21 protein-coding genes and 1 pseudogene are annotated in these 22613 nt (G+C 54.8%); 6 read left to right on the top strand and 16 right to left on the bottom strand.

Translation table 11 applies throughout. The features are described from left to right. The first annotated feature begins 3 nt into the window (after positions 1 to 3). From J8Z22_RS16205 to J8Z22_RS16195, 3 genes and pseudogenes are all read left to right on the top strand, one after another. Positions 4 to 1719, top strand: a complete 1716-nt coding sequence (locus tag J8Z22_RS16205) for an ABC transporter ATP-binding protein (protein ID WP_252007081.1) — start codon at positions 4 to 6, stop codon at positions 1717 to 1719. 141 nt (positions 1720 to 1860) lie between these two features. After that, a complete protein-coding gene (locus J8Z22_RS16200) occupies positions 1861 to 2601 on the top strand; it encodes a hypothetical protein (RefSeq protein WP_252007080.1) in 741 nt (246 codons plus the stop codon). 60 nt (positions 2602 to 2661) lie between these two features. Further along, positions 2662 to 3024: pseudogene (locus J8Z22_RS16195) on the top strand (DUF4268 domain-containing protein); the annotation flags it as partial. A 201-nt stretch (positions 3025 to 3225) separates the two neighbouring features. Here J8Z22_RS16195 and J8Z22_RS16190 read toward each other — a convergent pair. The 12 genes from J8Z22_RS16190 to J8Z22_RS16135 form a co-directional block, all read right to left on the bottom strand. Continuing rightward, positions 3226 to 3477, bottom strand: coding sequence for a hypothetical protein (locus J8Z22_RS16190; protein WP_252007079.1), 252 nt, complete (start codon positions 3475 to 3477; stop codon positions 3226 to 3228). A 139-nt stretch (positions 3478 to 3616) separates the two neighbouring features. Continuing rightward, positions 3617 to 3844 carry a DUF2188 domain-containing protein gene (locus J8Z22_RS16185; RefSeq protein ID WP_252007078.1) on the bottom strand — a complete coding sequence of 76 codons (228 nt, stop codon included), beginning with the start codon at positions 3842 to 3844 and terminating at the stop codon, positions 3617 to 3619. A gap of 11 nt (positions 3845 to 3855) precedes the next feature. Next, complete coding sequence (locus tag J8Z22_RS22240; protein WP_252007077.1) at positions 3856 to 3990, bottom strand: zinc ribbon-containing protein; 135 nt, start codon at positions 3988 to 3990, stop codon at positions 3856 to 3858. Between the two features lie 91 nt (positions 3991 to 4081). Continuing rightward, a complete protein-coding gene (locus tag J8Z22_RS16175; protein WP_252007076.1) occupies positions 4082 to 5068 on the bottom strand; it encodes a GTP pyrophosphokinase family protein in 987 nt (328 codons plus the stop codon). After that, positions 5065 to 6150 carry a nucleoid-associated protein gene (locus J8Z22_RS16170; RefSeq protein WP_252007075.1) on the bottom strand — a complete coding sequence of 362 codons (1086 nt, stop codon included), beginning with the start codon at positions 6148 to 6150 and terminating at the stop codon, positions 5065 to 5067. Before J8Z22_RS16170 ends, J8Z22_RS16175 begins: the two co-directional genes overlap by 4 nt. A gap of 14 nt (positions 6151 to 6164) precedes the next feature. After that, positions 6165 to 6623 (bottom strand): DUF4231 domain-containing protein, encoded by a 459-nt coding sequence (locus J8Z22_RS16165; protein ID WP_252007074.1) that lies wholly within the window; start codon positions 6621 to 6623, stop codon positions 6165 to 6167. 885 nt (positions 6624 to 7508) lie between these two features. Beyond that, a complete protein-coding gene (locus tag J8Z22_RS16160; RefSeq protein ID WP_252007073.1) occupies positions 7509 to 7739 on the bottom strand; it encodes a hypothetical protein in 231 nt (76 codons plus the stop codon). Between the two features lie 18 nt (positions 7740 to 7757). After that, a complete protein-coding gene (locus tag J8Z22_RS16155) occupies positions 7758 to 8495 on the bottom strand; it encodes a LuxR family transcriptional regulator (protein WP_028113005.1) in 738 nt (245 codons plus the stop codon). 261 nt (positions 8496 to 8756) lie between these two features. Then, complete coding sequence (locus tag J8Z22_RS16150; RefSeq protein ID WP_252007072.1) at positions 8757 to 11174, bottom strand: ABC transporter permease; 2418 nt, start codon at positions 11172 to 11174, stop codon at positions 8757 to 8759. Continuing rightward, positions 11167 to 11868 carry an ABC transporter ATP-binding protein gene (locus J8Z22_RS16145; RefSeq protein ID WP_252007071.1) on the bottom strand — a complete coding sequence of 234 codons (702 nt, stop codon included), beginning with the start codon at positions 11866 to 11868 and terminating at the stop codon, positions 11167 to 11169. The genes J8Z22_RS16150 and J8Z22_RS16145 overlap by 8 nt, the downstream gene beginning before the upstream one ends. Before the next feature lie 22 nt (positions 11869 to 11890). Next, positions 11891 to 13147: an efflux RND transporter periplasmic adaptor subunit gene (locus tag J8Z22_RS16140; RefSeq protein ID WP_252007070.1), complete on the bottom strand. Its 1257-nt coding sequence runs from the start codon at positions 13145 to 13147 to the stop codon at positions 11891 to 11893. Positions 13148 to 13175: 28 nt separating this feature from the next. Further along, a complete protein-coding gene (locus J8Z22_RS16135) occupies positions 13176 to 14099 on the bottom strand; it encodes a hypothetical protein (RefSeq protein WP_252007069.1) in 924 nt (307 codons plus the stop codon). Between the two features lie 283 nt (positions 14100 to 14382). Here J8Z22_RS16135 and J8Z22_RS16130 point away from each other — a divergent pair, with 283 nt between their 5' ends. Beyond that, the gene (locus J8Z22_RS16130; RefSeq protein ID WP_028113000.1) at positions 14383 to 14970 is read left to right on the top strand and encodes an acyl-homoserine-lactone synthase; all 588 of its coding nucleotides are present in this window, start codon (positions 14383 to 14385) and stop codon (positions 14968 to 14970) included. 4 nt (positions 14971 to 14974) lie between these two features. Here the strand turns inward: J8Z22_RS16130 and J8Z22_RS16125 are convergent, their stop codons facing one another. Together J8Z22_RS16125 and J8Z22_RS16120 are read right to left on the bottom strand one after the other, a co-directional pair. Then, positions 14975 to 15613 carry a hypothetical protein gene (locus J8Z22_RS16125; RefSeq protein WP_051252659.1) on the bottom strand — a complete coding sequence of 213 codons (639 nt, stop codon included), beginning with the start codon at positions 15611 to 15613 and terminating at the stop codon, positions 14975 to 14977. Positions 15614 to 15672: 59 nt separating this feature from the next. Beyond that, the gene (locus J8Z22_RS16120) at positions 15673 to 16269 is read right to left on the bottom strand and encodes a TetR/AcrR family transcriptional regulator (RefSeq protein ID WP_028112999.1); all 597 of its coding nucleotides are present in this window, start codon (positions 16267 to 16269) and stop codon (positions 15673 to 15675) included. 196 nt (positions 16270 to 16465) lie between these two features. Between J8Z22_RS16120 and J8Z22_RS16115 the strand changes: the two genes are divergently transcribed. Further along, positions 16466 to 17491: an HlyD family secretion protein gene (locus tag J8Z22_RS16115; protein WP_252007068.1), complete on the top strand. Its 1026-nt coding sequence runs from the start codon at positions 16466 to 16468 to the stop codon at positions 17489 to 17491. Beyond that, positions 17484 to 18992, top strand: a complete 1509-nt coding sequence (locus J8Z22_RS16110; RefSeq protein WP_252007067.1) for an MFS transporter — start codon at positions 17484 to 17486, stop codon at positions 18990 to 18992. Before J8Z22_RS16115 ends, J8Z22_RS16110 begins: the two co-directional genes overlap by 8 nt. 79 nt (positions 18993 to 19071) lie before the next feature. Here the strand turns inward: J8Z22_RS16110 and pflA are convergent, their stop codons facing one another. Continuing rightward, positions 19072 to 19812 (bottom strand): pyruvate formate lyase 1-activating protein, encoded by a 741-nt coding sequence (pflA, locus tag J8Z22_RS16105; RefSeq protein WP_028112996.1) that lies wholly within the window; start codon positions 19810 to 19812, stop codon positions 19072 to 19074. A 142-nt stretch (positions 19813 to 19954) separates the two neighbouring features. After that, a complete protein-coding gene (gene pflB / locus J8Z22_RS16100; protein WP_252007066.1) occupies positions 19955 to 22237 on the bottom strand; it encodes a formate C-acetyltransferase in 2283 nt (760 codons plus the stop codon). Positions 22238 to 22613 lie beyond the last annotated feature (376 nt).

Below are 22613 nucleotides of genomic sequence, written 5' to 3'. Positions count from 1 at the left end.
AACATGCCCATCAGTAAAGACAACTTCAAAGCGGCACTGGCCCTGCTGGGCGGCAGTGGCTCCCAGCTGGCGCTGCTGCTGTTGGTCAGTGTGCTGCAGGCGGTGGTGTTCGCCATTTTGGATCCGCTGGCGCTTAAGCACCTGATCGACGCCATCAGCAGTGGCGATACCCGCTTCTTCCTGATACTGGCGGTGGCGGTTACGGCGGTGGCCACCCTGGGCCGCGGCTTGATCTACTGGTCGTCGCTGCTGCGGCAGCGGCTCAAGAACCAATTGCAGCGCCAGATCAGCGCCGAGGTCACCGCGGTGTATTACCGCCATGACCTGCAGAGCATCAACCACAACGGCAAGGGCTACTACATGGCGCGGCTGCACGACGAGCCCAAGCAACTGGCGTCACTGGTGGACCTGTGTGTGTCGCTGGTCACCGGGGTAGTGGTGGCCCTGTGCGGGGTGGCGGTGGCCGCCTGGATCAGCTGGCAGGTGACTCTGGCGCTGGTGGTGATCGTACCGGCGCTGTACCTGCTGGCGAACCGCTTCAGCGGCAAGATTGGCGAGGTGACTAACACCCTGCAGGAGTCGGAGGCGCAGTTTAAATCGGTGCTGTCGACGGTGATCGACAGCTTCAAACTGGTGAAGCTGTTTGATCTGAACCACAGCGCCACCCAGGAGGTGCGCCGAGGCCTGAAGGCGCCGCTGGAGGCCAGCTACCAGAGCGTGCGCTACGCCAGCATGTACCGCAGCATCAGTGCGGTGTTTCTGTCCTACGCCGAGCTGTCGGTGATTGTGGTGGCCGGGTTTCAGGTGATCACCGGCGCCATTACCATCGGTGCCCTGTTTGGCCTGACCCGGGCGTTTTCCATGGTAATCCAGTCGGTGGAGCAGCTTTCAACCATTCTGCCGCGACTGGCAACCCTGAACGCGCTGCTGGAGCGCTATCGAAGCTTCAAGGCCGAGCAACTGCCGCCCGAGCCCCTGCCGGAAACCGGCAACGGCGTGATAAACGGACAAGCCGCGATTGCAACAGCAGCTGAGACTGGGGGCGAGGCGAAAGCTGAAATAAAGGATGAGGTAAAGGGTGAAGCAGGCGGCGAGCCGCAGCCAGCGGCCAAGGGCTTTGCCCTGCACCAGGTCGGTTTTGGTCATGGCGACCACACCATTTTAGACCAGGCGGATCTGACCATCGCTCCCCACAGTCGAGTGCTGATCAGCGGCCCCAACGGCGCCGGTAAGAGCACCTTTGCCAACCTGCTGGCGGGCTTCTATCGGCCCGATTCCGGCAGCATTGATGGCCCGCAGATGAGCGCCATGAGTGCCTCGTTGTACCCCTTTGGCATGCTGCCTGGCAACGTGGCCAAGACCCTGTCCATCGTCAGCGCCAAGTACGGCACCGAGGCCAGGCTGGCCCCGCTCATCAAAGAGCTGGGGTTGAGCGACTGCCTGGAAAGTGGCTACGAGTCGTTGTCGGAAGGGCAGAAGAAGAAGTGCCAGATTGCGGTGTGCCTGCTGAAACCTGCCGCCACCTACCTGTTCGATGAGCCGCTGGCCAACATCGATGACGCCAGTAAGGGCAGAGTGCTGACCCTGATCGACCGCTTTACCCAAGGGGCATCACTGATGATGATCATGCACGAGGGCAACCGTTTTACCCGCATGTTTGATCAGTCGCTGACCATCGACGGCCGTGGCGGCATCAGCCTGACACCGATGCCGGCTTGAGCGGCATCGCTCGCCAATAAAACGGCTGCCTGTTAGGCGGCCGTTTTGTGTTCGAGATAGATCTATGACTGATAACACTGGTAACGTGGTGCTTAGATAGACTCTGCTTAAATAGTTAAGAAAAAGAACTAGGTCACAGGTATGTACCAGATCAATAGATATGAAAAACGGATAACTAAGCTGGAGGCCAAGCGCTTTACTGAGTTGGGCTTCACCGAGCGCAGCGATCTTCAAGAGTGGCTGGCTCACAATCCAGAAGCATTGGGGGAGCCATTGCTTATCATCCAGAAGGAGTTCGATGGTTTTGATGATACCCGAGAGCGGTTAGACCTATTAGCCTTGGATAAAAATCGAAACTTGGTGGTGATTGAAAATAAATTAGATGATTCAGGCCGGGATGTTGTTTGGCAAGCGTTGAAGTACGCCTCTTACTGCTCGAGCTTGACTAAAAGCCAAGTGATCAATATCTACCAAGGGTATCTGGAGCGCTACTGTAACGGCGGGGATGCCACTTCCAATCTCTGTGATTTTCTTGAGGTTGCGGATCTAGATGAAGTGGTACTCAACAAAGGTAATGATCAACGTTTGATCATGGTTGCTGCAGCCTTTCGGAAAGAGGTGACCAGTACCGCGTTGTGGCTGATGAGCCATGGGATTCGTGTTCAGTGCTTCCGGGTTACCCCTTATCAGTTTGGCGAGCAGTTATTTCTCAACATCGATCAGGTGATTCCCACCCCCGAGGCGAGCGAGTTGATGATTGGCATGAATGCCAAGGAGGCTGATGAGAAGAACACCGAATTTGAACTTCAGAGCCGCCACAAGATCCGCTTGGCATTTTGGGAAGAAGCGCTTGAAGCCATGAAAGCCAGCCCGACCCAGTAGTTTGCCAATGTCAGCCCCAGCAAAGATCACTGGCTTAATACAGGCTCTGGGGTTACAGGGTGCCCCTTTACGATGATCTTCGGAAAGAAGGTAATGCGGGTTCAGCTTGACCTGAATCGCCATGATAAGACAGAAAACAAGTATTTATTTGATCAGCTATATGAGCGTCAAGATCAGATTGAGAAGGCATTTGGGCAGTCGTTGGAGTGGTTACGCCTCGATGACAAAAAATCGAGCAGAGTACAGTTGGCTTCTTCGATTGATGGTTATGATCGTGCTAATTGGCCAGAGATCGTAGAGTGGTTAGTAAGCCATATAAACGCACTGGAAAAAGCTTTAAAAACACCATTGATGCAATTGAATAAGTCTTTAAAGCAAAGCCTCATCGCTGGCACAGGAGACAGTGATGGAACCGAAAATTAGAATGATTATCTTTAAAGCTCATTAAGTTGTGGCAGTTGATCTTTACCTCATTTTTCGAGGATGAGAATGACTGCGAAGGTTAGGTACCAGTAAGTTACTTGTGAGGAGTTCCGTTGCTACTATGTTTTAACAGGTGGCAGTAGCTACGTTAGTTCAACTATTATTTAACTATTTTATTGGAGAAAATTGGTCAGTAGTGCCCTATTTGCCTTTTGCTAATGCATATGGGTTAATGTCATGTCTTTTGGCTGGCTTTATTGTAACTTCTCTTTGTGGGGCAGGACCTATATCCCAACCATCATGAGAGTATGTTTCGGAACAATTAGAGCGTTTTAGTCTTTGAAAGTAACCTCTTTCATAATCATCGAACTCATCTGTATTTTCATTGTATGGATTTTTATAAGTTGAGCTTGAAAAAGCTCTAAATCCTTCCTTATAGGCTTTGCTTTTCATATAAATACACCCCTTCATGATGTGCTTCTATAAATTTCGCGTGCAAATGTTTACAATGATTTTAGATAGTTAGCAGCCATAGGCTATAGCATTCATATTTATTTATACTGTAGTCATATGACTGCTAAGTTTGTGTTTATTATCCTTTCGGTGGGTAAGGATCTTTACCGTGACTGTCTTTGCCAGATATTTGACCATCTTTATTGTGAATAACTAACTCTTTATTCTGGTTTTGACTTATCTCTCGGGCTCGATCTATTGCTTCTTGTTTTGTATCAAAGTGTCCGGAAGACCTTTGACCACCACTTTGCTTTATATCCCAACCACCATCAGGATTGGGCACCACATGAGTTGTGTTACTGCTCATCTGTCATTCCTCTATGGAGTATACTCAGTTTCCTGACATTTTGGGCAAGGTGGCAAAGTATCCGAAGCATCATCTAAAATGACAACTTGACCACATCTTGTACATGTGTAAACACCCTTTCCGGGTTTTTCACCAGTTGAGGACATAATATATCTCCTAATAGTTTGCTACCAATTTCAAATACTGCTGGTAGCTCGCAGTAAATATCATAATTACATCATTCGGTTAAAATTGTTATTATGCAGTATCTAAAGATACACCAACGTCTGCTGCTAATTTTTGTAAAACTTTTCTACTGAGTGGCCAACCTTCGATAACGGATGTTCTCCTTCTCTTTATTAGCCATATTACAAAAATTGACACGCTCTGATTATAAAAAGGATAGTTTGTTCTTTCATCAGAGATAATAGATTTTATATAATTGTTTTTTGATAAGAACTTGTTTATTTTTTCAGTGGTATCTTCTGTGATGAGTTTTTCAAACTCATCACATATGACTACTGATGATTTTTGTCTCATATCTGGACAAACACCAACAAACTCAGTATATATTTGATCCATCTCATTATGGAAGTTGAAATTTTCAGCAGAACTATTGTTTAAGCGAGAATTTACATTGGCAAAAAATTCATCGGTAGTTTCAATTAAAGCCATACTTTTAGCTATCGTGCGATGAACTTTGGGCTCAACAACTTTTTTTGTTTTGTAAACCGCATCATGCGTCAATTCTGCATATGCGTGTTGAAGTAATGTCCTTATCTGAATTTCACACGGAGTATTTGCTTTAATTCTTATTCCTTCGTGATAGAAGTCTGATTTTGCCCTGACTACATAATGGACAGATTGGTATGTGAATAGCAAAGGGTCTTTTTCTTTTTCAATATTAAAATGTCTGCAACTCTTATACGCCCAGGCTTCCTCATTATGAATGATGTCTAATATTTGTTCGATTTGTTCTATTAGTAGGACAACAAACCTACATCCGACTTTGTCTTCTATTTCTTCGTATGGATTTTCATAATCTTTATTCTTTCTATAGAATGCTTTATCGATTAATGAAGTGTTAGTTTTTACTCTACAACTGGGATCTTGCTTTAGAAAGGCTTTTATATCAAAGTGCTTATTGATTAGACACTGGCATATCTTCTCGGAGACAAATGTACCCCAAGCTTTATACATTAGCCTTTCGGTTTCCCACCTTGCTATAAAATCTTGCTCGTTCATTCTTGTGCTACAATCTTGTCTTTAACAATAATATTAGTCCAATTAACTGGTTGGCCGCTTTCATCCATATTTATGGATTCAAGCTTAATTAATTCCTTAAATACTTGTGAAGGAGCAGTGATTTTTACATTTTTACTAAAAGATAACTTTCTGATTTTTAGTTTGCTTCCTATGAACTCAAGGTTTTTTGCGAATGATTGAGTAGGTAGGTCCAGATCTTCTAAGTGCTCAATGTATAAATCTACTTCTTCACTATCAAAATACCTGGCTGCAAACTCATTAGGATTTACCACTTCAGACTTCTCATACTTCAAATAGGAGACTAATGCATTGTGATAATCACTTCTAACTTCTTCACTTACATCCATTCCCTTAAGGTAATTAGATGTGGCATCGTAAAATTCCTTTGTTGATTTAGCGCTAGACTCAGGATATCCACACCCAAGAAATTTTGAGTAAAAATAGAAAGCAGCTGCCTTTCCCTCAGTCTTGCTAATTTGAGAGTCGGATATAAGTGGGAGCCATTTTTTTCTCATGTCTTTATTGTTAGCTTCATCTTGAACTTGAGTGAAAAATGCTGTTTTATATAGTTTTGTCGCTGGAGTAAGTAGAGCTTCTTCGACGTATTTTAAAGTAATCTCTTTAGTTGATTGATTTGTTTTCTTCTCATATGCGCTGTGTATTTCAGCTTTCATTATACCTACAAATTTATTGCGGCTATCACCATAGGTTCCGCTAAACACTACTACTATTCCCCCGGGTAATCTTTTACTACGCTGGGATTCCGCTAACTTGTCAGCTATTTTATAAGATATTTCAATATATTCGCCGTCGTTACAATCTGTTAACTGGTTAATAAGCGATGCTATATCGTCGGGGCCTTGATTCACGATTTCCATTGGAACTGCTTTTGACTGTGAACCAACAGCATCAAGTACTCTGGATTTGAACGTGTCCATAGCGCTTCTATCAAAAAGAATGAAATCCGTACTTTTTTCTGGGGTTCTTTTATTCCCATTCTCGTCTCTTCTAAAAATTTGGTGAATAATGATTTTTTTGACGTTTATCTTATAAATATCCATTAAGGATGCCACCTTCAAGCTATTTGAGTTATCTTTTCTTTGTTGTTTTTGTGTTTGTTTTCCGTTTGCGCGCTATTGTTTATTATTTGCCACTCTAAACCATCTTGTTCCCATACTTTTTGATATTTGTTAAATAGCTCGTCGATATCGAAGTCTTCATTCTTTGATTTTCTATATTTTAGTTCATTCTGAATTTGATATAATTTTAGTAAAGTATTTTTTTGCCTAAGCCATAACTTTCTGTAATTGAATAGAGCTCCCCAGCCATTTATTACTGTCAGTAATGCACTCAAAGTTAGTGCTATGTTACTTTGTGCTTGCCCATATTCAGAGGACAATTTTAGTCCCAAGGTTAAGGTTATAATGGCACCAAGAGATAAGGACATTCCATTTATAAATCCAGTTTTTCTTTTGTTAGATTCTGATTTGGCTTTTATAATTTCAATTTTTGAACTGATTTCATCTTCTAGCATTAATGTGTACCAATATTTATTGTCTTCTATTTTTTCTTAAATCAACTAGGCTCAAGTGCTTGTTGATATTCCTTGTCTTACATGTTGCAGAAAGTGTGCAATTAGTATGATTCACAACCTAGGTAGTAAGTAAGCGCCCGCCAACCACTAAGTCGTTGAGATAATAGGGTAATGACGTTCTTATTTTGGGGCGTTAGACATAGCTCCGCCGAGGGTGATGCAGTAACCATCCTAGCTTGATACATGTTGTTGATTTAATTTACATCTTTAGGCCGGGGAGAAACAAGGGGTTATCTCTTACATTTAGCATAGAGATTTGCTTCAGGTCTGAGGCCCTAGCATAAGGACTCTAGACCCTAGCCGTCGACAGGGTGATGAGAGCCTGCGGATTTGTGCAAGTTGTGGAATTGATGACACACAGTTTTCTGGCTCCTTTGAAACTGGGGGCTTCCGTAAAGTTATTCACAGAACTCCAAGTGAAACAGCGTTGACGTCTGGAGCGTTGGCCCAACGCCACTCGTGGTAACGGGTGATTAGCTTTTGGCCCTGATAGAGCAGCCCTTTCAGGGCATAGGTCAAAGTGCCGTCAAAATCGTACAGGGGGGCTAAAGCTGGTTTGCCAGCTAAAGATGACTCGGCGCTTTGGCAAGCGATTCTGTGTCCACCTTGAGCTGACTGTTCACTTTTAGGTGAAATGCCCGCCATTGCTTTCAGGTAGGGTGCCCAGTCGCCGTTGTCGGCGGACTGGCATACTTGGACCAGTTGGGAACCCTTAGCCACCATGTTAGCTTTCAGACGGCGCAGTTTTCGCCAGACAGTTACCTAGGCACCGCCAATCTGCTTGGTTTACTGTGTTGGAGAAAAAGATTGGGTGAGGTAGCGACTTCATCCACAACGGGCAGTGGCGGGTTGCTCCGGGGCGCGTTTGGAGCGGCAGGCGGGGCACCAGGATTGCAACTGGCTCTGGCCTTTGAGCAGGCGCCAGCCAAACAGGGTTTCCGGATAGAACACGTGTCTGCCCTGTTGCATCGAGCACTTGGGGCAGCTCTTTAACGGCTGGCCGTCGTGGCTGCGGAACAGCGACAGGTTGAGGGCGATGCCACAGGAACACTGCATCGGAACGTTTCCTTGCGCTTAGACGTTGGGGGTGATCAGCCCGTAACGCATCGCCAGGGCGACCGCGTGCTGACGGTTGGTGGCACCGAGCTTCTTGGTGGAGTTGTTCAGATGGAACAGCACCGTGCGCTCGGTAATGTCGATGATCTGCGAGATCTCCCAGGCGGTTTTGCCCTCGCAGGCCCAGAACAGACACTCCTTCTCGCGGGCGGTGAGTTTGGCCTCCAGGGTTTCCGACTCAATCAGACTCAACTGGCGCTCAAACAGGTTTACCCCGAAGGTGTGGGCAAACGGCAGCACCTGGTTGAGCTTGTCGCTGCCGGCCTCGCTGCCGTCGTCCACCGCCAGGCTGAATACCGCGAACTCGCCGGAGGTGGAGCGAATGGGAATGCTCAGGCCGTTCTCCAGCCCGTGTTCTCGGGCTTCGATCATCAGCGCCTGGTTTTTCGGATCGCTGAACTGGCTCTGCTGAATCAGCTGGCTCCACTGCACCGGTGCGTGCTTGGTCATCATGTAGGCCACCACCGGATCGCTCTTGTGCTTCTCCTGCTCGAAGTAGGGTTTGAGCCACGCTTCCGGGTAGTTGCTGAGCACACTCATCTTCGGTGAGTAGAGGGAGTCCTGAGACACCACCCCCATCAGGTAGTAGGGAATGTCCACCAGCTGGCAGAACTCTTCACAGGCTGTTTTGAGCTGATCGGCGGAGTTGAGCAGCTCCAGATTCTGTACGATTTGGGAGAAAACCTTACCGTCCATGGCAGTGTTGTTCCTGAGCTTTTTGAGTGAATATCACCCTCTAATCTACTGCCCTTACGGCAAAAGCTCAAGCGGCTAATGCATTGAAAAACAATTGCTTATAGGTGCTGTGAGGCATTGGTTTGAACCGGCGCGAGGCGCTGGCCATGCAGGCTGTGGGCAGATGCTGATCGAGCGTGTGAGAGATTGGCGCGAATGGCGTGTTGCGGTGGGCGGCACTGAGCCGGCCTCTTCGGCAAGGGAACCGAAGAGGCCTGGGCGTTACTCGGCCTTGAGCACCCCCGCCGGGCGGGCGCTGGCGCTGCGCAGGCCGTGGGAGGCCACGGTCAGCCAGGTGATGGCGCACACCAGGGCGGTGGCGGCCAGGTACAGCAGCGGCGACGGGGTAATGCGGTCGTTAAAGCTGCTTAGCCACTGTTGCAGCAGCAGGTGGGCGGCAGGCACCGCCACCAGCACGCTGATCCCCAGCAGCAGCACATACTCTTTGGCTAACAGGTTAACCAGATCCAGCCGGGAGGCTCCCAGTACCTTGCGAATCGCCAGTTCCTTGCGGCGGCTCTGGGCGCTGTAGGAGGAGAGGCCGAAGATGCCGATGCAGGTCAGAAATACCGCCAGGGCACAGAAGATCAGCACCAGGGTGGCCACCCGCTCATCCTGGCGGTAGAGGGCGCGGTAGTTCTCTTCGACCACGGTGACGGTCAGATCCTGCTGTGGCAGCAGTTGTTGCAGTTCGCCTTTGAGGGTGCCGATGGCCAGATTGATCGGCCCTTGGGTGGCGGTGACGATCAGGTTGGCCTGAGACACCCAGCTGTAGCCACAGATGAACAGCAGTGGCGAGCGGCTCTCTCGGGCCGAGCCCACCTGAATGTCGGCCACCACGCCGACGATCTTCACCGGGAACTCGGCGTCGGCGCCGCGACCGGTCTTAAAGCGCCAGATCTTGCCGATGGCCTGCTCCGGGCTGCCCAGTCCGGCCATGGTGGCGATGGACTCGGTGATGATGATGCTGGCAAAGCCGCGGCCGTCGTCCTGCTGGTGGTACCAGTCGGCGCCAAAGCGGCTGTCGAAGTCGCGCCCGGCCAGCAGCGTCAGCCCCTGGGCCTCAACGATGCCGTAGCCGCTGCCGACGAAGGGCAGAAACGGTGCATCGGCGCTGGCACCGGGCCACAGTAACTTGGTAGAGGTGTTGGTGGTGGCAGTCAGCGAGGCGTCGGCAAAGCTGACGTTGCTGATGCCCGGCAAGGCGTCGATGCGCTGCACCAGGGCGGCGTCGGCGTGATCAAACAGCGCCGCTTTAGGCAGGCCGCTTACCTCCAGTCGTTGGCTGCGCTCGTAGCCTACCGGCTGGGATTTGAGGAACGCCAGCTGCTGGAACAGCACCACCGCTGCCACAATCAAACCGATGGACAGCGCCGCCTGCAGGGTCAGTAACGACTTACGAACCACGATGGCGGTCTTGCCGCGCTGCAGGTCGCCACTGAGCACTCGCTTGGCGCTGAACGACGACAGAAACAGCGCCGGATACAGGCCGGCACTGACGCCCATGCCCAGGGTCAGTCCCGCCAGGGCCAGCAGGTGCGACGGGCTGGCAGTCAGCGCCAGTGGCGCTTCCACCAGGGCGTTGAACCAGGGCAGGGCCAGTTGCACCAGGCCGGTGGCCAGCAATACCGCCACCAGTGCCAGCAGGGTCGACTCAAACAGAAACTGGCTCACCAGTTGTGGTTGGCTGGCCCCCAGTGCTTTTTTCACGCCCACTTCGCGGGCACGGCGCCCGGCCTGGGCGGTGCTCATGTTGACGAAGTTGATCAGGGCGATGGCCACCAGCAGCAGGCTGAGGCCGGTGCAGACGGTGACCACAAAGCGTGAGCCGTTGGTCTTCATCTCAAACTGAGACTCGGCGTCCAGATGGATGTCGGTAATGGCCTGCAGCTCCATGGTGACCATGTTTTTACCGCCATAGGCCAGGGCGTCGTACAGGGCGGTCAGATCCGCCGCCAGACGCTCGGTGTCGGCACCGGGGCGGGTACGCAGGTAGGTGTAGCTGTTGTTGTGGCCCATGGAGGGGGTGCCGATCAGCGCCGGGTTGGCGGCGGTGAGCAGGTCGAAGGCGAAGTGGCTGTTGTCCGGCAGCGTTTCAAACACCGCGGCGATGGTCCAGCGCTGTGCCTTACCCTGCAAGGTGGCGCCCACCACCTCGGTGTGGCCAAACAGGCGCCGGGCCTCGTCACTGGACAGCGCCAGTTGATCCGGTTCGGTCAGCGCCCGTTGCAGGTCGCCGGCCAGGGTGGTCAGCGGCAGCAGCTCGGTCAGGTTGCTGCTGGCGGCAAACAGGGTGCCCAGCTGCAACTGCTGGCCGATGTGCTCCACCTTGGGGTCGACCTTCTGCGACAGGTCCATCAGGTTAAACACCTGCTCTACCGCGGCAACGTTATTCAGCTCGGTGTTAAAGGCGGAGCTGACCAGCGGTGCCTGCATGCCCATGGAGGGCCAGTGCTGCTGCAGCCGATAGGTGTTGTCGGCATGGGGCAAAAAGCGATCGAAGGACAGCTGATAGCTGACAAACAGGGCGATGAGAATGGCGGCGCTCAGGCCCACGGCCAGGCCGAGAATGTTCAGCAGGCTGTGGCTTTTCTGCCGCAGCATGGCGCGATAGGCGGTGATCAGATACTGGTTAAGCACACTGCACCTCCTTCAATGGCTGGCCCTGGTCGCCGTCGACCACCTTGCCGTCCAGCAGTTCAATGATGCGGTTGCCGTAGTCGGCGTCGCGGCGGGAGTGGGTCACCATCACGATGGTGGTGCCTTTGCGGTTGAGTTCGGTCAGCAATCGCATCACCTCGAGGCCGTTTTCCGAGTCCAGGTTGCCGGTGGGCTCGTCCGCCAGAATCAGCTTGGGGTTGATCACCAGCGCCCGGGCGATGGCTACCCGCTGCTGCTGACCACCGGACAGCTGCTGCGGCAGGTGACCGGCGCGGTGGCCGATGTTGAGCTGGTCCAGAATGGCTGCCACCCGCTGGCGTCGTTCGGCCTTGGCGACCTTGTTGTACAGCAGTGGCAGTTCGACGTTCTGGGCCACGGTCAGGTCGTCCACCAGGTTGAAGCTCTGAAAGATGTAGCCGAGGCTGCGGCTGCGCAGGCTGGCCAATTGCCGCTCGGAAAAGCCCTCAATCTGCTCACCGTCGAAACGGTACTGGCCGGCATCGGGATGGTCGAGCATGCCGATGATCGACAGCAGGGTCGACTTGCCGCAGCCGGACGGCCCCATGATGGAGACAAAGTCGCCGGGGGCCACGGTCAGATCCAGGGCGTCCAGGGCCACGGTTTCGATGTCGTGGGTGCGAAAGGCTTTATGAATGCCGGTCAGGGTAATCATGACAAAATTCCTTTTTTATTGATTAGTTGAGTAGCAGTTCGTCGGCGTTGTCGAAGCTTGAATAGCTGGAGGTGATCACTCGGTCGCCGGGTTTGAGCCCCTCCAGCACCTGAAACACGGTGGCGTTTTTCTTGCCCAGGCGAATGGCGGTGCGGTGGGCCTGGTGGCCGTCGCTCGACAGCACAAAGGCCCAGTGGCCGCCGCTGTCGTTAACGAAGGCGCCCTTGTTCAGCAGCACCGCGTTGTCCTGAGGGCTGCTCAGCACCAGATCCACGTCCAGGCTCTGGCCACGTTTGATGCCGGCCAGGTCGCCGGGCAGGTCAATCTCCACGGTGAAGCGGGAGGCGTTGACCCGGCTGTCGATCTTGGTGGTGATGGCGTCGATCAGCCGGCCGTTGACCCGCACTTTGGCGGCCATGCCCAGCTGCACCTGGCTGAGGTAGTACTCGTCCACCTCCACCGCCAACTTGTACTCGCCGGGCAGGTCAATTTGGCCGAGACGGGCGCCCTTGGTCTTGGACTCGCCCACCACCACGTCCAGATCGCTGAGGTAGCCGGACACCGGCGCCTTTACCAGCAGGTTGTCCAGGTTCTTACGGGCAAAGGCCAGGTTGGTGTCCAGCATCTTGGCGCTGTCCTCCAACTGGGTGATCTGCGCCTGGCGAATCAGGTTTTCCGCCTGCTGGCGCTCCTGGGTCAACTGGCGGCGTTTCTGGTAGTAGCTCAGATCCTGCTGCAGGTTGAGCAGGTCGTCCTTGGGGATCAGGTCGCGCTTCTCCAGGGCAATGGCCTGTTTAACCTTGCGTTGCAATTGGTTGATCTGGTGTTCAATCTCCAGCAGATCCCGTTTCAGGTTGAGCTTGTTGGTTTCCATGGTCATCTGGGTGTTGCGCAGGAAGTTGAGCTGCTCGGTGATCTGTGCCTCGCGGCTGATGACGTCCAGCTGCAGGGCGCTGTTGGACAGCTTCACCAGCGGCTGGCCCTCGGTGACAAACTCCCCCTGTTCCACCAGCTTCTGCTCTACCCGGCCACCGCTGATGGCATCCAGGTAGATGCTGGTTTTCGGCTTGATGCTGCCACGCAGCCGCAAGGTGTCCTCAAAGGCACCGGCTTGAACGGTAGTGACCACCAGGGTGGCGCTGTCGACCCGCTGCTGCACGCGGTCGCTGTCGCCATGGCTGAGGGCGTAGGCCGCCGAGGCCAGCACCAGCCCCAACAGGGTGGCGATGACGGCGTTTTTGATGGCCGGGCCGCGGCTCGGGGTGATTTTTCTGTCCATGAGGGGCTCCTGTTCCTTCAGGTGGTAATCAGTAAGGCTTGCGCAGCAGTTCCAGCTGCACGCCGTTGCTTAACAAGTGGCAGTCGCTCATCTGCCAGCCGCTGAGGCTGGTCAGCGGCGCCAGGGCCTGATGACTGGGTTGGCTGTCGATCAGCTGGCAACTGAGCAGCAGTTCGTCCACCCAGCCCCGTTGAATCAGTTGCTGGCAGCGGCTCTGGTTGGTGATCACCACCAGCGTTGGCAGCTGCATCTGTGCCTGTTGCAGCAGCAACCGGGCAAAGGCCTCGGCACCATCGAATTGCTGCAACGACAGTTCGCTGCCGGCGGCGTTACGCAGGCCGGCGTAGGCCTGGGTGGCGTCGGCCAGATCGCTGGCCAGGGCATGGCTGCTCAGTACTCGCTGGCGAATGCGTTGGTTGTGACCGAACTCGCCATCGAACGTCGCCAGTGGGTGGTCGCCGCCGCCCAGGGTGGTGGCGCAGACCGCGACCACCCAGGGGCGCCCCTGAGTGGCCAGGGTGTAGGGGCCGTAATAGATCTGGTTGCCGATGTCCTTGACCGGGAAACGGTTGATGGTGATGCCGTGATCCGACGCCTGTTTCTGCTGTTGGCCAAACACCCACCAGGGGCAATTGATGCTGGGGATGTTGAGCTCACGAATGTTGGCCGCTTTCAGGCTGGGTAACAGCTCGCCCAGGGTGATGAAGCCGTCGTGTGGCGGCGTCGACAGGTACAGGGCGTCGGCCTGCTCCTGCACTGCCGCGTGTAGCAGCGATGACACCGGGTAGCCAAACATGCCGGAGCCGGAGCCGATGCGGCGGTTGTTGCGGGTCAGGGACCAGGCCCAGCCGGAACGCCGGGACAGGTGCTGGGCCTTATCCAGGGTAAACAACAGCTCGCCGGGCAGGGCGCTGTGTTGAGTGTGCTGTGCGTGGTGGGCCTGTGCAGTCATGGCAAACGTCGTCCATATCAGTGATTGGGTTCAGACTAGCCCGAAGTGCCGTGCCGGGTTAGCTGTCAGTTGTGACAGTAGGGCTGATTGCTGTGGTCCCGATCCGCGTCAATGCTCGGTTTGGCGGGGGTCGCGACGGTGCATCAGTGACGGCGGTAAAGGTAAAGGACGGCGGCGCTGGCGACCACCTGTCAGATCTGACATGGGCACAACTGACAGTTATGCCGGGGCGGGGAATTTCTTAATTTTTGCTCACGATTTCGATTCCGAAAAGGTGAGCAACATGTCCAACATTACTGTGATCAACCCACACACTTCTCCTGCCAACCCTGAGCTGTTGAATCAGGTCTTTAAGCTTAGAAATGAGACCTTTAAGCAGCGCCTTGGCTGGGAGGTCAGCTGTGAGGACGGCCTGGAAACCGACAACTTCGATGCGCTGCAGGTGTCGCACATCGCCATGACCGATCACAACGACAGCGTCATCGGCTGCTGGCGCGCGCTGCCGACCCAGGGCCAGTACATGTTGAAGGACGTGTTTCCGGAGTTGCTGCAGGGCGAAGCGGCGCCGCAGCAGGAGAAGGTGTGGGAGATCAGCCGTTTTACCGTGCGCAAGGGCGACGGTGAGAAGGGCCGCGGCCTGGTGAATCACTCCACCGCGGCTTTGGTAAAGTCGTTCTACGATTTCGCCATCGACAATGACATTAAGCACTATGTGTTGGTGACCACCGTGGCCTGTGAACGAATTCTGCGTTTGCTGGGGGTGAAAACCCGCCGCATGGGGGCCGGCAAATCGCTGCAGATCGGCATTGAGCGCTCGGTGGCGCTGTGGGTAGAGGTGGACGACAGCCTGAATGTACAACTGGCCAGCTAAGGGGCTACTTAAGGTATTGCTCTTCGCGCCAGGTCGCCAGCCAATGGGGCTTGTGAACCACCAACAGGGTGGTGCTGAAGCCATTGAGCATGGCCTCGGGGAAGAAAAACAGCGGCATCAGAATCAAATAGTTGTCCCGAATAATGGTCCAGTCGTAGTCAAAGCTGAACCAGCTGGCCAGCAACAGGGTGCGGGCCACGAAGCAGACAATGCCATTGAAAAAGCCATCGACGAAGATGTAGATCCACAGGTTGCGGGGCAGGGTGTTGTGGCTCAGGGTCAAGATGGCAAAACTGAGGCCGATGGGCGCGGCCACCCCCAGCAGGCCAACGGCGCCGGCGCCCTGCCAGGGCTCGCTGCCCAGGCCGACACTGGCCAGCAGTGCCAGGCTGCCGACCACGATGGCATTGCGCCAGCCGAACACCAGGGTGGTGACGGTGAGGGCGACAAAGTGCAGCTCCAGGCCGTCGTAGATCCCGGCTCGCAATTGCCATAAGCCGCTGAGGCCCACGACGAACCCCAGGGTCAGGTGCAAGACGTAGTCGTGTTCTCTAATGGCCTGCCACAGGTTGCCACGGATCAGGCAGTGCAGCGTCAGCCAGATCCACAGTACCCAGGCCAGGCCTTCGGCGGCTGAGGGCATTGAGGTGTCCTTTTCTCTCTCTGTCTTTAAAAGAGTACCTCATTGTGGCCCAGGTTGCTTTAGCGGCAGCTTTTCAGGAAGGTGGCCACCGCGGTATCGGCGTAGCGCTGTAACTGAGCGGAATCCGAGGGCAGCGGCGTCAACAGGGCCTCGAAGTAACGGGAGCCCCGCAGTGCCCCCAGCAGCTGCTCGGCGCTGTTGTGCGGGTCGTCCAATTGCAGCTGGCCATCGGCCACCAGTTGCACCAGCAACTGTTCCAGGGTGGCCAGTGCCCGGCGAGGGCCGCGATCCAGAAAGAACTCCACCAGCTCCTGATCCTGTTTGCTTTGGGCAATCATCAGCCGAAACAGGCCCATGGTTTTTGGGTGATAGACGAAGCTGGTGTAGCTGCGGCAGAAGTGCTGCAGCTGTTGCTCGGTGCTGTGGCTGAGATCCGAATCTACGGCCAGGATGGTCTGCAGTTCGCCGGTCAGCCGGGTCACCACCTCTTTCAGCAGGCCACGTTTGTCACCGAAATAGTTGTACAGGGTCAGCTTGGAGCCACCGCAGCGCTCGATCAACTGGTCCAGCCCGGTGGCGTCGAAGCCCTGTTGCAGAAACAGCTCGGTGGCGACATCCAAATAATTCTGCTTCTTTTTCAGGCTGGAAGGGCGCATATGGTACTCCTCAGTACAGTTTTTGCCTGGTAGGGCTTGAAATCCATCTTACTACTCAAATATGATACTGTACAGTACAGTATCTTAATGGCTGTTGAACCAGACCAAACGACAGTGGGCTTTGACGAGGCGTTGCCGTGGTGGGTTTGCAGACATCTGGATGCTGATGGTGGTTGATTCTTCAATGGTTGTGTCTATGAACAGTGGAAAAAAGAAAGTCCTGGTGGCGCTGACTCTGGTGCTGGTCATCAGCGGATTGTACCTCTATCTGGCGCCGCGGCAAGGCTGGATTGAAACCGATAACGCCTATGTGCAGGGCGAGATTACGCCGGTCAGTGCCGAGGTGGCCGGAGTGGTGACCCGGGTACTGGTGACCGACAACCAGTGGGTGGAGGCTGGCACCTTGCTGGCGCAGCTGGATAAGCGCAACTACCTGGCGCTGAAGGACAAGGCTGCCGGGTCATTGGCGGAGGTAGAGGCGAGCATTGTCAGTGCCCGGCAGCAGATCGAGATGCAGATCATTGCCGTCAAGGAGGCCGAAACGGCCATCGACTCTGCCGCCACCGATGCGCGTTATCAGCGGGTGGAGTGGCAGCGATTATCGAACCTGTTGCGGGACAACCTGGCGTCGAAATCGACTCATGACGCTCAGAAAACCCGCATGGAGCGGGCCGAGCTGGCGTTGACCTCGTCGAAGCTCAAGCTGGAGGGGGCCCGCCAGGCGCTGGCGACGGCACGCAGCCAGCTGGAGTTGCTGCAGGCGCGACGAATTCAGGCGGAGTCGGAGCTGGCGCTGGCGCAGCTGAACCTGGAGGACACCGACATTCGGGCACCGGTGGCCGGGGTGGTGGGTAACCGCGCTGTGCGCCAGGGGCGACTGGTGGCGGCAGGCACGCCGCTACTGTCCATTGTGCCTACCGACGAGGTATGGGTAGAAGCCAACTTTAAAGAGGGCGAGATTGCCCGGCTGAAACCTCGGCAAGCGGTACTGGTGGAGGTGGATGGCTTTCCCGATCACCCCATTGAGGGCCGGGTGCTCAGCATGGCGCCGGCTACCGGGGCTCAGTTCAGCATGATGCCGCCGGACAACGCCACCGGCAATTTTGTCAAAGTGGTGCAGCGGGTGCCGGTGAAGATTGCCTTGAGCTTGCCCGAGGTGCTGCGGGGACGGGTGGTGCCGGGGCTGTCGGCGGTAGTGGCCGTGGATGCCCGCCATGAGTAACCGAATCTGGCCATTGCTGCCACTGGCGCTGCTGATGCTGCTCCCGCAAGGGTTGGCATCGGGAATCTACAGCAGCGGCGCCGCCGACATCGCCGGCGCCCTGGGGCTGTCGCTGGATGAGGCCAGTTGGTTCAATGTGCTGTTTATGGTTGGCCAACTGCTGGCGCTGCCCCTGGCCAGCTGGGCGGCCTATCGCTTGGGTAACCGGCGCCTGTTGCGCTGGGCGGCGGCGCTGGGGCTGGGTTGTGCGCTGATCAGCGTGCTGGTCGAGGCGCCGTTGTGGCAGTACGTGGCCTGGCTGGGCCACGGGGTGTGCGCCAGCGTGATGGTGGTGCTGGCACACCGACTGGTGATGACCAACCTGGATTTTGTCCGCATCGCCAAGGCCGAAGCAGTGATGCTGCTGCTGTTTGTGTTGATTCCCATGGGGCTGTACCCGTTGTTGATGGGGCTGTTGGCAGAGGCGGGCGGTTGGCGCTGGGCCTTTGCGCTGCAGTGGATTCCCTACGCGGCGGTGTTGTACTGGGTGCGTTTTGGCCCCTGGCCCTGGCCGGATACGCGTCAACGCATTCGATTGAACCTGCTGCAGGCCGGGTTGTTGAGCGGCTTTATTGTGGCGCTGACGGTACTGCTGATGAAGGGGGAACGCTACAACTGGTTTCGCGATCCCGACTGGGTGGTGCTGGCGGTGGTGACAGCGCTACTGGGCACAGGCGTAGTGCTGGCGCTGCGCCGAGGTTGGGGCCGGGGCGAGTATCTGCGTCCAGCCATCTTGCGGGTGCCCAATGCCCGGGTCGGAATGGTCAACGGTGCGGTGGCCGGGTTTGTGGTAATGGCGGCGACCATGTTGACCTCGGGGTTTGTGACCGGAGTGCTGGGGTACAGCCACGCCCAACTGGGGCAGCTGGAGCGGATCAGTTTCTATGGCATGTTGCTGGGGCTGATGCTGGCGATTAAGGTCACTACCACGGAAGGCGGTAAGCCGGAGAAGGTGATTCCCTTAGGCGTGCTGTTGATGGTGATTGCCTGCTCGATACTGACCGGGGTTAGCCCGGACAGTGGCCGCAGCGACCTGTGGCCGGCGATGTTGCTCAAAGGGGTGGCGGTGGGCATTCTCAATGTCACCGTGACCATTCATATTCTGCGGCGGATGCCCAAGGCACAACTGGTGGAGGCCATTGCTTGGTTTTACCTGTTCAGAAACCTGGGATCCTTGCTGGCCAGTGTCGAGTTTTCCCGCTTGCAGGCGTTTGATGCCGCCAACGCCAGCCTGGTACTGGCGGGGCACCTCAGCAGCCGCAGTGATGCCTTTGTTCAGCAGTCGTTGCAGCTGCAGCAGGCCGTGGGAGGGCACAGTGCGGCGCTGATCGGCCAGGCCCTGCAGCAACAGGTGGCGTCGGTGGCGAGCATCAACGGTTTCCAGTGGCTGATTGCCTCCATCGGCGGTTGTACGGTACTGATGATCAGTGCCATGAAGTGGGCCCAGCGTCAGAGCGCTTGAGTGTTGCCTTCGGCCATCGACAGACCGTAAAAAGGGAGCTCTCAGGCTCCCTTTTTTTGGTGGGCACGGTGTGCCGGCATCAGTATTTGGTCTTCAGCCCTTTGGCTTCGAAGATCGCCTGGATGCGTTTCATGGTGTCGCCGCTTGGCGGCTTGACGCCGTCCAGCTGGTATTCTTCGCCCAGCGCGGTCCATTTGTGTTTACCCAGTTCGTGGTAGGGCAGCAATTCGACCAATTCGACGTTGCCCATGGGGGCGATGCGCTCTGCCAGTTGTTCGGCGGAGGCGTCGTCGTCGGTGTAGCCGGGAACCACCACATAGCGGATCCAGGTGCGCTGATTGCGCTTGGTCAGGTAGTCGGCAAACTGCAGCGGCCGTTTGTTGGAAACGCCCACCAGGTTGCGGTGAATATCGTCGTTGATCTGCTTAAGATCCAGCATGACCAGATCGGTGTTGTCCAGCAGGGTGTCAATGGCGGGAGTGTAGGTGCGCACCATGCCATTGGTGTCCAAACAGGTGTCGATGTCGTGCTCTTTACAGCGCCGGAACAGTTCGGCGACGAACTCCGGCTGCAGGATGGCTTCGCCGCCGCTGGCGGTGACGCCACCGCCGCTGGCTTCAAAGAAGTAGCGGTAGGAGTCCACTTGGTTCATGACCTCATCAACGGTCACGATTTTACCGCCGTCGAGATCCCAGGTGTCCCGGTTGTGGCAGTACTGACAGCGCATCAGGCATCCTTGCATGAACACAATAAAGCGGATTCCGGGCCCATCGACGGTGCCACAGGATTCCCAAGAATGAATTCGGCCTTCGACGCTCATTGTCTCTCCGTTTGCCCGGTTAATAAGTTCTTCTTTATCAGTTCGTTATATGTCGAGCTTCAAAAGAGGAAACCTCGGGCCTGTAATGTAAAAAAGGCTCTGTCAGAGACAGAGCCTTAATGTTAACTCGATTTCACCAAACTTACATGGTTTCGGTGAAGGTACGAGTGATTACGTCTTGCTGCTGCTCTTTGGTCAGAGCGTTGAAGCGTACGGCGTAACCAGATACACGGATGGTCAGCTGAGGGTACTTCTCTGGATTCTCAACGGCATCCAGCAGCATCTCGCGGTTCATCACGTTCACGTTCAGGTGTTGACCACCTTCACGAGTCTGGGTGTTCTTGAAGTAACCGTCCATCAGGGCAGCCAGGTTCGCGCGGCGACCGTCGTCGTCTTTGCCCAGGGCGCCAGGTACGATAGAGAAGGTGTAAGAGATACCATCTTTAGCGTGGGCGAACGGCAGTTTACCAACGGAGGTCAGGGACGCTACCGCACCAGACTCATCACGACCGTGCATTGGGTTGGCGCCTGGAGCGAATGGCTGGCCAGCGCGACGACCGTCAGGGGTGTTACCGGTCTTCTTACCATATACCACGTTAGAGGTGATGGTCAGAATGGACTGAGTCGGGGTGGAGTTGCGGTAAGTCTTCAGCGCACGGATCTTGTTCATGAAGCTTTCAACCAGCTCACAAGCAATGTCATCCACACGTGGGTCGTTGTTACCGAACTTCGGATAGTCGCCTTCGATTTCGAAATCGGTAGCAACACCGTCTTCGTCACGTACCGCTTTCACCTTGGCGTACTTAATGGCTGCCAGGGAGTCAGCAGTGATAGACAGACCGGCGATACCACAAGCCATGGTGCGCTCAACGTCTTTGTCCATCAGAGCCAGCAGAGACGCTTCGTAGCTGTACTTGTCGTGCATGTAGTGGATGGTGTTCAGTGCGGTAACGTACTGCTTGGCCAGCCAATCCATGAAGGTGTCCAGCTTGGCGTATACGGTATCGTAGTCCAGAACCTCATCAGTGATGGCTTCCATCTTAGGACCGATCTGGGCCTTAGACTTCTCATCCACACCGCCGTTGATTGCGTACAGCAGGGTCTTGGCCAGGTTGGCACGGGCGCCGAAGAACTGCATGTGCTTACCCAGAATCTGTGGGGATACACAGCAAGCGATGGCGTAATCGTCAGACTGGAAGTCAGGACGCATCAGGTCATCGTTTTCGTACTGGATGGAAGAAGTATCGATGGATACTTTGGCGCAGTACTTCTTGAAGCCTTCAGGCAGACCTTCAGACCACAGTACAGTGATGTTTGGCTCTGGAGAAGGACCCATGGTGTACTGGGTGTTCAGGAAGCGGAAGCAGTTCTTGGTAACCAGAGAACGGCCGTCAACGCCCATACCAGCCATGGACTCGGTGGCCCAGATTGGGTCGCCGGAGAACAGCTGATCGTACTCAGGAGTACGCAGGAAGCGAACCATACGCAGCTTCATTACGAAGTGGTCAACCATTTCCTGAGCTTGCTCTTCAGTCAGCAGGCCAGCTTTCAGGTCACGCTCAATGTACACGTCCAGGAAGGTGGATACGCGGCCCAGAGACATGGCGGCGCCGTTCTGAGACTTAATGGCAGCCAGGTAACCGAAGTAGGTCCACTGGATGGCTTCCTGAGCGGTTTCCGCAGGACGGGAGATGTCGAAGCCGTACTTGTCAGCCATGACTTTCATCTGGCCCAGGGCACGGTGCTGCTCGGCGATCTCTTCACGCAGGCGGATGGTGTCTTCCAGATCCACGCCATTTTCCAGATCGTTCTGGGTGCTGTGGAATTGGTTCAGCTTGTCCTGCATCAGGAAGTCGATGCCGTACAGAGCGATACGACGGTAGTCACCGATGATACGGCCACGGCCGTAGGCATCTGGCAGACCAGTCAGTACGCCAGACTTACGGCAGCGCAGGATATCAGGAGTGTAGACATCGAAAACGCCAGCGTTGTGGGTTTTACGGTAGTCGGTGTAGATCTCCTTGGTCATTGGGTCCAGCTCGCGATCGTACGCTTTGCAGGAACCTTCAACCATACGGATACCGCCATTAGGGATAATGGCACGCTTCAGAGGCGCTTCGGTCTGCAGACCAACGATGGTTTCCAGATCTTTGTTGATGTAGCCAGCGTCGTGAGCGGTGATGGTGGAGATTTTGGAGGTGTCGAAGTCAACCGGCGCGTGAGTGGTGTTCTCAATGCGGATGCCTTCCATTACCTTAGCCCACAGCTCGTCGGTGGCGTTGGTGGCACCGGCTAGAAAGGACTCGTCGCCTTCATAAGGAGTGTAGTTCTTCTGGATGAAGTCACGAACGTTAACTTCGGTCTTCCAGTCACCTGCTGCAAAGCCTTCCCAAGCCTTTGCAAACTGAGTCGTTTTCTCTGTCATAGTGTTTAACCTTTAACAAATGTAAAGATGATACGTTTCGTCATTGACGGCACGTTAGGGTGTCCCCTTTATGACGAAGCGATTTTTCAATACCGCCAACTGATTGCTCAAAAGGCAGTACCGGTTGCATTAAAACTGCAAAACTGTCGGTTGACGCCCCCACCATTAACTCATTCACAGTGTGCTCGGTGGTACCACGTTATACCCAACCTTGAGTATAGGTAGAGGAGGCCTGTGACGCCCCTCTGCCATCGCCAGATTGCTCTGTTCGTCACACTCCGGTGGCGAAATCCAAGCTACCCAGTCTGGGGTAGTTTGAAAACGATTCAACCAAATTGGTTTTACCATTGTTCCAGAGCATAGCCCCTGTAACAAC

It is taken from the genome of Ferrimonas sp. SCSIO 43195 (assembly GCF_023716685.1).
GTDB classification, from domain to species: Bacteria; Pseudomonadota; Gammaproteobacteria; order Enterobacterales; family Shewanellaceae; genus Ferrimonas; species Ferrimonas kyonanensis.
The sequence above is the reverse complement of the archived record's forward strand: the minus strand, read 5'-3'. Positions and strand labels throughout refer to the sequence as shown.